Source organism: Lachnospira pectinoschiza, assembly GCF_020564355.1.
GTDB lineage: Bacteria > Bacillota > Clostridia > Lachnospirales > Lachnospiraceae > Lachnospira > Lachnospira intestinalis.
In genome coordinates, this window is record NZ_JAJCRR010000004.1 from 240,947 (window position 1) to 254,012 (window position 13,066).

General features: G+C 43.3%; 9 protein-coding genes. 8 read left to right on the forward strand and 1 reads right to left on the reverse strand.

Annotated features, from left to right (window positions below; all coding sequences use genetic code 11):
• The first annotated feature begins 78 nt into the window (after positions 1 to 78).
• Positions 79 to 2,991: an AAA family ATPase gene (locus LI288_RS09980; protein ID WP_227090288.1), complete on the forward strand. Its 2,913-nt coding sequence runs from the start codon at positions 79 to 81 to the stop codon at positions 2,989 to 2,991.
• Between the two features lie 15 nt (positions 2,992 to 3,006).
• Here LI288_RS09980 and LI288_RS09985 read toward each other — a convergent pair whose 3' ends face one another.
• Positions 3,007 to 4,380 carry an MATE family efflux transporter gene (locus tag LI288_RS09985; protein ID WP_227090289.1) on the reverse strand — a complete coding sequence of 458 codons (1,374 nt, stop codon included), beginning with the start codon at positions 4,378 to 4,380 and terminating at the stop codon, positions 3,007 to 3,009.
• A 246-nt stretch (positions 4,381 to 4,626) separates the two neighbouring features.
• Here LI288_RS09985 and LI288_RS09990 point away from each other — a divergent pair, with 246 nt between their 5' ends.
• From LI288_RS09990 to LI288_RS10020, 7 genes are all read left to right on the forward strand, one after another.
• Positions 4,627 to 5,775, forward strand: coding sequence for an AI-2E family transporter (locus LI288_RS09990; protein ID WP_227090290.1), 1,149 nt, complete (start codon positions 4,627 to 4,629; stop codon positions 5,773 to 5,775).
• Positions 5,772 to 6,767 (forward strand): calcium/sodium antiporter, encoded by a 996-nt coding sequence (locus tag LI288_RS09995; RefSeq protein ID WP_022431329.1) that lies wholly within the window; start codon positions 5,772 to 5,774, stop codon positions 6,765 to 6,767. Before LI288_RS09990 ends, LI288_RS09995 begins: the two co-directional genes overlap by 4 nt.
• A 107-nt stretch (positions 6,768 to 6,874) precedes the next feature.
• A complete protein-coding gene (locus LI288_RS10000; protein WP_227090291.1) occupies positions 6,875 to 8,272 on the forward strand; it encodes an NCS2 family permease in 1,398 nt (465 codons plus the stop codon).
• 134 nt (positions 8,273 to 8,406) lie between these two features.
• The gene (locus LI288_RS10005) at positions 8,407 to 9,120 is read left to right on the forward strand and encodes a sulfite exporter TauE/SafE family protein (RefSeq protein ID WP_227090292.1); all 714 of its coding nucleotides are present in this window, start codon (positions 8,407 to 8,409) and stop codon (positions 9,118 to 9,120) included.
• Positions 9,121 to 9,137: 17 nt separating this feature from the next.
• The gene (locus LI288_RS10010; RefSeq protein WP_227090293.1) at positions 9,138 to 10,343 is read left to right on the forward strand and encodes a PucR family transcriptional regulator; all 1,206 of its coding nucleotides are present in this window, start codon (positions 9,138 to 9,140) and stop codon (positions 10,341 to 10,343) included.
• Positions 10,344 to 10,543: 200 nt separating this feature from the next.
• A complete protein-coding gene (locus tag LI288_RS10015; RefSeq protein ID WP_227090294.1) occupies positions 10,544 to 11,884 on the forward strand; it encodes an aminotransferase class III-fold pyridoxal phosphate-dependent enzyme in 1,341 nt (446 codons plus the stop codon).
• Between the two features lie 38 nt (positions 11,885 to 11,922).
• A complete protein-coding gene (locus LI288_RS10020) occupies positions 11,923 to 13,044 on the forward strand; it encodes an iron-containing alcohol dehydrogenase family protein (RefSeq protein ID WP_022431324.1) in 1,122 nt (373 codons plus the stop codon).
• Positions 13,045 to 13,066: the final 22 nt, after the last annotated feature.

Consider the following 13,066-nt stretch of genomic DNA (forward strand, 5'->3'; position numbering starts at 1 on the left):
ATAATGGCAGATGAGAGATCGCCTGCGCGAATTTCTCATCGCATCTTCGTAACAAGTTGCTTAGGAATAAGGAGTAGTATGAGACCGTTAAAATTAATTCTGTCCGCATTTGGACCGTACAGCGAAAAAACACAACTGGATATGACACAGCTTGGAACCGGCGGCATTTATCTGATTACCGGGGATACCGGCGCAGGAAAGACGACACTGTTTGATGCCATTACGTATGCTCTCTACGGAGAAGCAAGCGGCGGCAGCAGAACGACGGAAATGCTTCGCAGTAAATATGCCGATGCCGCGACACCGACATTCGTCGAACTGACATTTTTATTAAAAGGAAAGACGTATGTGATTTGCAGAAATCCTGAATATATGCGTCCGTCAAAACGCGGTGCGGGAAAAGAAACGAAGGAAACCGCCAAAGCAGAGCTTACAATGCCGGACGGCGGTGTTATCAGCGGGATCAGTGCGGTAAATGAGAAAATGACAGAACTGCTCGGTATCCGCAAAGAGCAGTTTACGCAGATTGCGATGATTCCACAGGGGGATTTTTTAAAGCTGTTATTGTCGGGAACGAAGGAGCGCGCTGCGATTTTCCGTGAAATATTTAATACCAGACCGTATCTGCAGCTGCAGGAACAGTTAAAAAAGGAAGCCGGAACACTTTATAACGCGATTAAAGACGATGAAAAAAGTATCCGGCAGTATCTGGCAGAAGTGCGCTGTAAAAAAGAAAGTGCTTATGCCGATTCTTTGGAAAATCTGCAAAAAGAAGAAGTTATACTGGATACGGATTACTGTCTGGAACTGATTGCAAATATTATGGCAGAAGATATAAAGATACAGGAATCCGTTGTCCAAAAATCAGATGACCTGTCGGCGGAAATGACACAGCTTGACAGAACACTTGGAAAACAGCAGCAGCGGGAGGTAGTAGAAAAAGCACTTGCAGAGGCAAAGCAGAAGAAGGCAGAACTGGGTACGCTTGCAAGCCGGTTAAAGATAGAATACGAACAGGCAGAAAAACTGCAGGAAAACAACAACACCCTGACTGCACAAATTGAAGCGGAGCAGTTCGCGCTTCCGGGCTATGAAAAGCTGGAATTTATTTTGAATGAAACCGGACAGAAAAAACAGCAGCTTGAAAAGGAAGAACATTTACTGGAAAAAAGCAGGCAGGAAGCGCAGAAAATGAAACTGCAAAGAGAGCAGTATCAACAGCAGCTTGGCGGATTAAAGGACAGCAGTGCGGCATTTGAGCGGACAGCGGCACAGATTGCCGTAAATGAACAGCAGTGTCGGAAAACAGAAGTCTTACAGGAAAAGGTTGTACAGAATAAAAATCTTGTCAATGAAATGTACCGCATACAGAAGCGGTATATTATGGCGGCAGAGCAATTGGCACAGGCGGGAAGCATTTACGAGGAAATGGAAAAACGTTATTTTGACGAGCAGGCGGGCATACTGGCACAGAACCTGCGTGAAGATGAAGCCTGCCCGGTATGCGGTTCACTGCACCACCCAAAGAAAGCAGTGCTTCATGAAAATGCGCCGACACAACAGCAGTTAAAAAGTCAAAAAGACGATTATGACAAAAAGACGAAAATACGTTCTGAACTCAGTTCAGAGGCAGGACTTGCAAAAGGACGGGTACAGAGCGCATATAAAGAAATGCTTGCGCAGTATGCGGCATTGATAAGTGATACACATCCAACGATCGTTGCCGGGGTACAAGATATGTCAAATGTATCAGATTTATCGCATTTATCAGATTCGGAAGAAGCATCACAGGAACAGATGATTGACGTGATAAAGCAGGTGAGTTACCGGACACAGCAGGAAGCAGAAGCACTGGCAGATGAGAAGCAGCAGCTGATGGTGCAGAAAGCCAGACTGGAAGCCGATGTCGCATTAGAGCAGAAGATTTCCGGGCAGTTACCGGAGTGTGAAAAGCGCCAGAAAGAACTGGAAGAAGAGGTGGCAGAGTGTACCAGCCGTATTTCTGTATTAAAGACAGAAGGTGAAGCTTTAAAAAAGCAGGCGGATGAATTAAAACAGACTTTAAAGTTTGAAAATGCAGAAGCGGCAAGACAAAGCATTGCGCAGAAAGTCCGGCAGAAAGAGGAAATACAACAGCGGGCAAAGCAGGCAGGGCAGCAGTATCAGGATTGTAAAATCAAGCTCGAAGCAGAGCAGAGAAGGGTGCTTGATTTAACCACACAGCTAAAAAGCGGTGAAGAAGATAAAGAAAACAATGAAAGTAATGAGAGTGGGAAAAAGTACGGGGAATTACTGACCCTGCGGCAGGAAAAGGAAGTCTGTCAGAAGCAGTATCAGAACGAAAAGAAGGAACTGGATTTGCGGATTGCGGTCAATGAGCGGGCGGCAGGTGCAGTAAAAAAGATTGCGGCAAAGAGCAGCGAAAAAGAAAAGCAGTATCAGTGGGTACGGGCACTCAGCAATACGGCAAACGGTGCATTGAGCGGTCAGGACAGAATTATGCTTGAAACATATGTTCAGACAGCATTTTTTGACCGTATTATTATCCGGGCCAATACCCGCTTTATGCAGATGACATCGGGACAGTTTGAACTGGTGCGCGCAAAGACGGCAGATAATCTAAGAGTGCAGAGCGGACTGGAATTAAACGTGATTGACCACTATAACGGCAGTATCCGTAGTGTCAAGTCCTTATCGGGTGGAGAGTCCTTTAAGGCATCTCTTGCAATGGCACTGGGATTATCCGATGAAATCCAGTCGCAGACGGGTGGTATCCAGATTGATACAATGTTTATTGATGAAGGGTTTGGCTCATTGGATGAAAATTCACTGGAACAGGCGATTGATGTTTTACTGCGGTTATCGGAGAGCAACCGCCTTGTGGGAATTATCTCCCACGTCGGCGAATTAAAGGAGCGTATCGGTCGGCAGATTGTTGTTACCAAGACACCGGACGGCGGAAGCCATGCCAGGATTGTTGCGGACAACTAAGAACAGCTGTGTATTTTACAGCTTCTTATAAACCGTAAAATACATAGTGATAAAGCAGGCGGCTCCGCCGAAAAAATTGGAAACCGGTTCTGCCCAGAATACGCCTTTTACACCAAGTGGCGTGAGCGGAAGCAGATAGATTAACGGAATCACAATAATTACCTTTCTTAAAAGCGAAAAGAAAATGGCATTTTTGGATCTGCCAAGTGCCGTAAAAACGGATTGCCCCGCAAATTGAAAGGACATCATAAAAAATCCGAAAAAGTAAATGTGCATACAGGAGGCACCCAGTGAGAGCAGTTCCGGTGTCGAATCAAAAAGCAGGATAAATTGTCTGGCAAAAATCATGGTTAAAATCCATGCCGCTACGGTATAGATAAGCAAAGCCACAGACATATAGCGGATGGTCTGCTTTACCCGGCTGTTTTTATCAGCACCGTAGTTAAAGCTGAGAATCGGCTGGGCACTGTTGGAAATACCGCTGACCGGCATTTGAATCACTTCGCGCACGGAGTTAATAACGGTCATGGCGGCGATGTATAAGTCCCCGCCGTGTATGGACAGGCTGGCATTGCCCGCCATCTGGACGGCACTGTTGGTTATGGACATGGTAAAACCGGAAAGCCCCAGTGCAAGGATTTTGCAGACACGTTTTCTGCCCAATGCAAATTGTTTTGGAGAGAGCCGTATCATCGTCTTTTTCCCGGTCAGAAAAGTGAATGTCCACAAGGCGGCAATAAACTGTGAGATAACAGTTGCAAGAGCCGCACCCTGTACACCCAGTCCCAGTAAAAAGATAAAAACAGGGTCTAACAGCAGGTTGCAGACCGCACCAATGGAAACGGTCAGCATGCCGGTTTTTGCAAAGCCCTGCGCATTAATAAATGAATTTAAGCCAAGGCTTAACATTACAAAAACAGAACCGCACAGGTAGATGGTAATGTATGAATCGGCATAACGGAAGGTGGCTTCGCTTGCGCCGAGCAGATATAAAAGCGGACGTTTCAAAAGCAGCCCCGTTATTGTAATAAACAGGCCGAACAACAGTAAAAGGACAAAGCTGTTACCGAGGATTTTTTCGGCTTCGGCATCATTTCGTTTCCCGCGTTCAATGGAAAAAAGCGGTGCGCCGCCCATGCCGACAAGGTTGGCAAAAGCAATGGTAATCGTACAGATTGGAAAGGCAACCCCGAGACCGGTGAGCGCATTGGTAGAATCAAAGGGGATTCTTCCGATAAAAATACGGTCAATAATATTGTATAAGACATTGATTAACTGTGCCAGTGTCATAGGAAGCGCAAGACGCAGCATGTGTGCGGGAATGCTTCCGGTTGAAAAATCGTTTTCAGCTGTTGGATTCACAAAATCACTCCTTCTGTAATAATGCATGTATACACAGTATAGCACACTGGCTTAAAAAATTTAAGGTTGACTGCCGGATTTTCTTTATGTTATGATGTTTACAGATAAAAGGGAGTAGCTTGCATATACGGGCAGTATATGTAACGTGATTTCGTCAGTACGGGAAAATAGATTTCTCCGGAGCACGTTGTAGGAAGTGAGACTTTTATTGTAACGATTGTGTTGCAATAAAGTCTCGTTTTTCTTTATTGCAGGCAGAAAAAGGAGGAAAGAATGAATCGGAATTTAAAAAACGAGGAAGTTAAAAAGTATATTACAATTGGGGCAGTGCTGATTATTCTATATTGGGCATTACAGAATTTACAGCTGATTTTTTCAGTGATGTCAAAGATTCTGACACTGTTTATGCCTTTTTTAATCGGCGGGGTCATTGCATTTATTATGAATGTGCCAATGAAGCAGATTGAACGGCATCTTTTTCAGAAAGAACAGTATCAGACTGAAAAATTTGCGGCACTTAGAAGAACATGTGCATATGTCCTGACATTACTGGCAATTATTGTAATTCTGGCAGCAGCTATGGTTATTGTGATTCCGCAGCTGGTATCTACAATTGCAGATATTGTAAAGCTGATTCCGGGACAGTTTCAAAATGTGCAGCAGTTTTTGATGGAGCAGGCCAAAGCCTATCCGCAGATTGAACAGCAGCTGGCTTCGGTGCAGATTGACTGGGAATCGCTGTTAAAATCAGCAATGGATTTTGTAACTGCCGGTACAAAGGGAATTATCAGCGGCGGAATCGGTGCAGTGACAAGTATTGTATCGGGTGTGACGAATTTCTTTATTGGATTTATTTTTTCTATTTATGTTTTGTTTCAGAAAGAAACACTTGCAAGGCAGACGAAGAAAATTCTGTATGCATTTACAAAAGAAAAAACAGCCCAAAAAGTACTTCGTGTGGTACGGCTTGCCAATACGACATTTGCAAGCTTTTTGTCAGGACAGTGTCTGGAAGCGTGTATTCTTGGAACGATGTTCTGTGTAACCATGCTGGTTATCCGTCTCCCGTATGCGCTGTTAATCGGTATTGTTATTGCCATTACAGCGCTGATACCGATTGTAGGTGCTTTTATCGGTTGTGTTGTGGGAATTATACTGATAGGGCTGGTAAATCCGGTCAAGGCAGTGATATTTGTGATTATGTTTTTCGTTTTACAGCAGATTGAAGGAAATCTCATATATCCGCATGTAGTCGGCAGCTCAGTGGGACTGCCGGGAATGTGGGTATTAATGGCAGTAACAGTCGGCGGAAGTTTGTTTGGTATCGTGGGAATGCTGACCTTTATTCCGATATGTTCGGTGTGTTATGCACTGTTCCGGTTATTTGTCAACGAAAGGCTGAAAGAAAAGAGGGAAATATGACAATTATTATACAGTTGGTATTACTGGTAATCGGGTTTGCCGCACTTGTAAAAGGGGCAGACTTTTTTGTGGAAGGCAGTTCGGCCGTTGCGGGGAAGTTGAAAATTCCGGGTGTGGTCATCGGTCTTACAATTGTAGCAATGGGGACGAGTGCGCCGGAGCTGGCAGTCAGTGTATCTGCGGCAATAGCGGGTTCTAATGAAATCGCAATCAGTAACATTATCGGGTCAGATATTTTTAACCTGGTGCTGATATTTGCAATCTGCGCCGTGATTACACCGGTGACAGTGGATAGGGGCATTATGAAGCGGGATTTTCCGTTTTCAATTATTGTTTCCGTGATACTGGCAGTCATGATTGCAGATTATGTATTTACAGGGCAGAAGGTCTTTACTGCGGATGGTATACTGCTTTCAGGAACAATTGGCAGATTGGATGCGGTGATTTTGATTCTGCTGTTTATTGCGTATCTTGCCTTTACGGTTCTGATGGCGCTTAAAAATAAAGTGGAGGATGAAGAAATTGCGGAACTTCCGGCGTGGAAGTGCGCAGTGTACATTCTTGGTGGTGCAGCTGCGATTATTATCGGCGGACAGCTTGTTGTAAACAGTGCAAAAACCATTGCACTTGCCTGTCATATGACAGAAACGCTGGTGGGGCTTACGATTGTAGCCATGGGAACATCACTTCCTGAACTGGTCACATCTGTGGTTGCGGCAAAAAAAGGACAAAACGGTATGGCGGCAGGTAATATTATCGGTTCCAATATCTTTAATATTCTGCTGATTTTAGGCGTGTCAGCTTTTATTCATCCGATTCCGGTGATAACGGAGTCGTTGTATGACACGGTTATTTTAATCGGCCTGAGTATTATTATTTATATTTTTGCCGCAACAGGTGACAAAATAGAGCGGAAAGAGGGCATTGCCATGATTGGTGCGTATATTTTGTATATGATTTATGCAGTTTCGCGCGGTATGGGGTGGATATAAAGAAAAAAGTGTGTTATAATGCCTGTCTGAGGGAGTTGGGGAATACAAAGAATTCAGCACAGAATCAGACTGTGTTTGGATAAATGAAAAAAATAGGAGAAAGACTCATGGAAAAATTTTTTAAGGTCAAAGAGCATGGCTCGACAGTGAAAACAGAAGTGCTTGCCGGAATTACAACTTTCATGGCGATGGCGTATATTCTCATGGTTAATGCAAATATGTTTTCAGAACTTGGCGTTGTATCATATAATGCCATTTATATCGCAACAGCAATTTCAGCCGTTGTCGGTACATTTTTAATTGCATTCCTCGCAAATCTTCCTTTAGGATTGGCATCCGGTATGGGACTGAATGCATTTTTTGTGTACACAGTCTGCTTTACATTCGGATTATCTTATGCAAATGCACTGATTCTTGTATTGTTAGATGGTGTAGTATTTATCATCCTGACACTGACCGGTGTCCGTAAGATGTTATTTGATGCTATCCCACAGTGTGTCAGAATGGCAATTTCAGCCGGTATCGGTCTGTTTATTGCATTTTTGGGATTACAGGATGCGGGAATTATTGTTTCTTCAAGCTCTACCTGTGTCAACCTGACAAGCTTTAACCTGTTTAACGGGAATGCAACCTGGGCAGAAATTATGCCAAAGCTTGTTACAATTGCGGCGCTGATTATTATTGCCGTATTATCTTACAAAAAAGTAAAGGGTTCTGTTTTATGGGGAATTCTCGGCGGAACAGGTCTTTATTATATCCTTGGCTGCACCATTCCGGGATTTTACAAAGGATTTGCGGCAAATATGAACTTCAATCCGTTTACTGCATTCGGTGACTGGGGTTCACAGGCATTTTTAAAGGTATTTACAGACGGCTTCGATTTTTCAGGCTATCTGGCAACCCATTCTACAGCAGATTTAGTGATTCTGATGATTACAACAGCACTTGCTTTCTGCATGGTAGATATGTTTGATACACTTGGTACACTCTACGGTGCATGTTCAAGAGGAAATATGCTCACAGAAGAAGGCGAAGTACCGAACTTTGAAAAGGCGATGTTATCCGATGCGATTGCAACAGTAACAGGTGCTATCTGCGGTACTTCTACGGTTACAACCTTCGTAGAATCCTCTGCCGGTGTTGCAGAAGGTGCAAGAACAGGTCTTGCGGCATTTACAACAGGGGTGTTATTCTTCGTTGCAATGTTTTTAAGCCCAGTTGCAGTACTGATTCCGACTTGTGCGACATCAGCAGCACTGATTTATGTCGGCGTATTGATGATGGGTGGCGTTGCAGATATTGAATGGCATAAGCCGGAAGTAGCCGTACCGTCATTTATGACAATCGCGATGATGCCATTTGCCTATAATATCAGCTACGGTATTGCATTCGGTCTGATTACGTATGTATTTATCTGTATTTTTACAGGCAGAGTAAAGGAAATTAAGCCGTTCACATGGGTTGTCGGCGCGTTATTTGCGATTATGTTCTTTATGACACATTAATTGATGTGTCGTCCTGCTGGGCAGAAACACAAGCCTGCAGAAGATGATAAAAATATAAAAAAATTGCCAAAGGAGGCAGCCGTGTTGCAGATTGCAGCAGCTGTCTCCTTTTTGCATTGTAAGGAGGAAAAGCGATGGGCGTAAACGAAATTTTAGTGCTTTTGATTTTATTTGGTGCCAATCTTTTACAGGCAATTACAGGCTTTGCGGGGACATTGATTTCCATGCCGCCGACTATGAAATTAATCGGTGTGGACGAAGCAAAGGCACTGCTCAATGCAATTGCACAGATTTCCAGTCTGATGATTGTAATTACCGGATTCCGGCATATTAACTGGAAGGAATTTTTTAAGATGTTTGTGCTGATGGCAGCCGGTATGGTTGTGGGAATGAAAATATTTGAAGTATTTCCGATGCAGCAGCTTCTGACATTTTACGGCATTATGATTATTGTGATTGCGCTGGATAAGCTGTTTGTGAAAAAACAGTTCAGACTTCCGGCTGTACTTATGTTGTTTGTCATCTTTGCCGCGGGTATTATTCACGGAATGTTTGTATCCGGCGGGGCATTGCTTGTCATTTATGCGGCGGGGGCATTAAAAGATAAGGAGGAATTCAGGGCAACTATTGCGTTAATCTGGTTGACGATTGGCTGTTACATTACAGGAATCCAGTTCCAGGCGGGACATTTTAACAGCCATGTGTGGTTTTTGTTAATAGCAGGAATTATTCCTGTTTTTGCAGGTACATGGATTGGCACAAAGCTGGTAAAGAAGCTGCCACAGGAAATTTTTATGAAAATGACATACATTTTATTACTGCTGTCAGGAGTCATGGCGATTGTATAAATAAAGGAGGGCAGGATATGAGTGTAGTTTTAAAAGAAGCCATCCGGCAGGCGGGCTGTGCAGATATTAAGCTGGTCGCCGGAAAAAACGGTCTGACCAATGCAGTCGAATGGGTGCATATGGTAGATACAACAGAAATTGCCGATTTTTTGTCCGGTGGGGAAATTGCATTTACAACAGGAATCGGTGTCAGTGAAAAAATGTCTTTGCTTGCGCTGGTGGATCGGGTCTATAAAAATCATGCCAGTGCAATGGTAGTAAACATTGGACCTTATGTGGCTGAAATTCCGCAGGAGGTTATTGATTTTGGCAATGCACACGATTTTCCGGTTTTTGAAGTGCCGTGGAGTGTGCATATGGCAGATATGATGCGGATGATCTGTTTTACAATTACGCAGTCCCAGCAGCGCGCAATGCAGTTGTCGGCAGCATTCCGTTATGCTATATTTGCGCCGAAGCAGGAAGAACTATACGTATCGGCACTCATGCAGAAAGGCTACTTCGCTGAGTGGAATTACGTGGTTGTGATGATGGACATCTGCGACCGGCTTGAAAATGAAAAGGAAGAAATATTTTATGCACCAATTTTAAAAGACCGTCTGGAGCGTTTTGCACAGAAAGCGGCGCGCGTGATGGAGCAGGAAAAACATGATGTTGTTGTATTTACGGAAAATGACAGAATTTTAATGGTATATAGTGACATGAAGGAAGAAAAAGCAGCTGAATTTGCAGAGATTGTCAAAGAACAGATTGTACCGTTATTGAAAAACACGGAATCTATATTTGTTGGTGTTGGAAGTACCGCAGCGGGTTTCCGCCGTCTGTCAAAAAGCTATCAGATTGCAAGAAAAATTGTGGATTTGTCAAAAATGGAAAACGAGGAAGATACGACAAGAACGTATGCATCCATGGGTGTGAACCGCCTGCTGTTTAATATAGAAAATACAGACTGCTTTGAAGAATATTATCAGGATACCATCCGGCCGCTGGATGAATATGATGCGTTAAATAACAGTAATCTGGTGGAAGTACTGGACTGTTATATGAAGCACAACGGTAGTGTACAGGATACGGCAGAGGAGCTGTTTGTGCATCGGAACACAGTCAATTACAAAATCAAGAAAATTGAAGCCCTTTTAAATGTGGATATTACAAAGTTTTCAGTCCGCAATGAACTGGCACTGGGGCTGTTGGTCGCTAAATTAAGGAAGTTTTCAAAATAAATAAAGTAAATCCGGACTTTGTGCTAAAGCACAAAAAGGTTTAGGCTTTAAACTATTGTATTTGGCGGTAAAAAATGTAAAATAAAATCATCAGTTAGATAACAGAAATGACAAAGGCGTCAGAAACTCCAAATGGAGAATCTGGCGCCTTGTTGTTTTTTTCTGCATAACAGAAATTATTTTTTCAGGAGGACAAACAAATGGGAAATTTAACAGGAAAAGAAGTAGCACAGATGCACAAGGATTATGTAATGCAGTCATGGTCAAAATCAGGTGTAGATGCATTACCGGTTGAAAAGGCAAAGGGAATTTATTTCTGGGATTATGATGGAAAGAAATATGCAGATATGGCTTCCCTTTTAGTCTGCTCAAATCTTGGACATGAACTTCCGGAAATTGTTGAAGCAATTAAGGAACAGGCAGATAAGATGTGCTTTATGGCACCGGCGTATGCTTCAGAGCCAAAGAGCAAGCTTGCAAAGATGTTAGTTGAAGCTGCCGGAGCAGATCATTTTAAGAGAGTATTCTTTACAAACGGCGGTGCCGAATCAAATGAAAATGCAATTAAAATGGCACGTATGGTAACAGGAAGAACAAAAGTATTCTCATGCTATAGAAGCTATCATGGCGCAACACTCGGTGCTTCCAATGCTTCCGGTGACTGGAGAAGATTTGCCGCAGAAATCGGCGGTGCAAACGGATTTGTAAAATTCATGAATCCGCAGATGTACAGAGACGGTTATACATACGGTGTTGATGATGAAGCCGTTACAAAGAAAGCGCTTGCAGATCTGGATTTGCAGTTAAGATATGAAGGTCCACAGAACGTAGCTGCAATCCTGATGGAATCCATTGTTGGTGCAAATGGTGTAATTTTACCACCAAAGGGTTATATGGAAGGTGTCAGAAAGCTTTGTGACAAGTATGGCATTTTAATGATTTGCGATGAGGTTATGGCAGGCTTCTTTAGAACCGGTAAGTGGTTTGCATGGCAGAATTTCGATTTCGTACCGGATATGATTACATTTGCAAAAGGTGTTACCTGCGGCTATGTACAGCTCGGCGGCGTTATTGTAAATAAAAAGGTTGCAAATTATTTTGAAGAAAATGTATTACAGTGTGGTCTTACTTATTCAGGACATACACTTGCCTGTGCCGCCGGTGTTGCAGCACTGACTTATTACAAGGAACACAACATTGAACAGCATGTAGCCGAAATGCATGAAATCGTTGCACCGTTTATGCAGAAGATGGTAGAAAAGCATAAGTGTGTCGGTGAAGCAAGATGTATCGGATTATTCGGCGCGCTCGAAATGGTTAAGAATAAGGAAACAAGAGAACCGTTACAGGAGTATGGTGTTCCGGGAACAGCAATGCCTTGGATTTTCGCAGAGTTAAAGAAAAGAGGATTTGCAACCTTCGGACGTGAGAATTTCATCGAAGTATGCCCGCCGCTGATTATTACAAAGGAAGAATTAGAAGAATACCTTCCAATTCTGGATGAAGTATTAACAATGGCAGATGAAAAGTTTTGTGATTAATAAAAAGCTGTAAATTATACGGCGGAATCGAGGTTAATATGAATTGGGATTATTTACAGCCGGTTAAAATCCGGTTCGGCAAGGGCAGAGTGTCCGAAGTAAAAGATTTAGCAAAGGAAATGGGAATTAAAAACGGCTTACTGGTTGCAGACCCATTCTTCTTTACAAACGGTCTGGCAGAGCGCATTGTAAAGGAAAGCGAAGGAGCGATTATCGCTTCCTTCGGGGATTTATCCCCAAACCCGGATGTTACAGAGGTTGATGCCTGTGCGGCAATTATCCGTGAAAAGGAAATCGGCTTTGTTGTAGCACTTGGCGGCGGCAGTTCCATGGACTGTGCAAAGGCAGCAGCAAGTATTGCATTAACGGACGATTCTATTAGAAAATACCATGGAACAGGTGTTGCCATGCCACAGGAACATCTGCCGTTAATTGCAGTGCCGACAACAGCAGGAACGGGCAGTGAAGTAACATGCGTATCTGTACTGACAGATCACGCAAATGGAAAGAAATCCCCGATTGTATCGGACGGATTTTTCCCAAGCTATGCGATTATCGACCCGGAATTAACATACACCATGCCGCCGAAGGTTACGGCAGGAACAGGAATTGATGTGTTATCCCATGCATTAGAGGGCTTTTGGAGCAAGGGACACCAGCCAATCTGTGATGCGTGTGCCCTTCATGCGGCAGAACTGGTATTCCAGTATCTGTATAAGGCATATTTAGACCCGGCAGACGAGGAAGCAAGAGAGAAAATGTGTGAAGCCTCATTAATTGCAGGACTTGCATTTACCCTGCCAAAGACAACCTCTTCCCATGCCTGCTCATTTCCGCTGACTAATATCCACCACATTCCGCACGGAGAAGCCTGCGGCATGACACTGGATTACTTTGCAAGAATCAATGCAAAGGGTGCAGACGGTGCAAGAATTGATGAATTTGCAAGAAAATTGGGATTTAAGGATACAGAGGAAATGGCAGATGCCATCCATGAATTAAAGGCAAAGATGGGACTGCGCAATGATTTAAAGGATTTGCATTTAACAGAGGAACAGATTTCAGAGCTGGTACGAATCAGCAGACATCCAAACCTTTACAACAATCCGGTTGAAATTACTGATGAAATGTTAAGCGAAATGTATCATAAACTGGCATAAGGACAGTGCAAGAGAAAAGAGG

What these genes read in the sequence shown, in the direction of transcription:
- LI288_RS09980 (WP_227090288.1), top strand. Translation starts at nt 79, where the DNA reads ATGAGACCGTTAAAATTAATTCTGTCCGCATTTGGACCGTACAGCGAA.
- LI288_RS09985 (WP_227090289.1), bottom strand. Translation starts at nt 4,380, where the DNA reads ATGCATTATTACAGAAGGAGTGATTTTGTGAATCCAACAGCTGAAAAC.
- LI288_RS09990 (WP_227090290.1), top strand. Translation starts at nt 4,627, where the DNA reads ATGAATCGGAATTTAAAAAACGAGGAAGTTAAAAAGTATATTACAATT.
- LI288_RS09995 (WP_022431329.1), top strand. Translation starts at nt 5,772, where the DNA reads ATGACAATTATTATACAGTTGGTATTACTGGTAATCGGGTTTGCCGCA.
- LI288_RS10000 (WP_227090291.1), top strand. Translation starts at nt 6,875, where the DNA reads ATGGAAAAATTTTTTAAGGTCAAAGAGCATGGCTCGACAGTGAAAACA.
- LI288_RS10005 (WP_227090292.1), top strand. Translation starts at nt 8,407, where the DNA reads ATGGGCGTAAACGAAATTTTAGTGCTTTTGATTTTATTTGGTGCCAAT.
- LI288_RS10010 (WP_227090293.1), top strand. Translation starts at nt 9,138, where the DNA reads ATGAGTGTAGTTTTAAAAGAAGCCATCCGGCAGGCGGGCTGTGCAGAT.
- LI288_RS10015 (WP_227090294.1), top strand. Translation starts at nt 10,544, where the DNA reads ATGGGAAATTTAACAGGAAAAGAAGTAGCACAGATGCACAAGGATTAT.
- LI288_RS10020 (WP_022431324.1), top strand. Translation starts at nt 11,923, where the DNA reads ATGAATTGGGATTATTTACAGCCGGTTAAAATCCGGTTCGGCAAGGGC.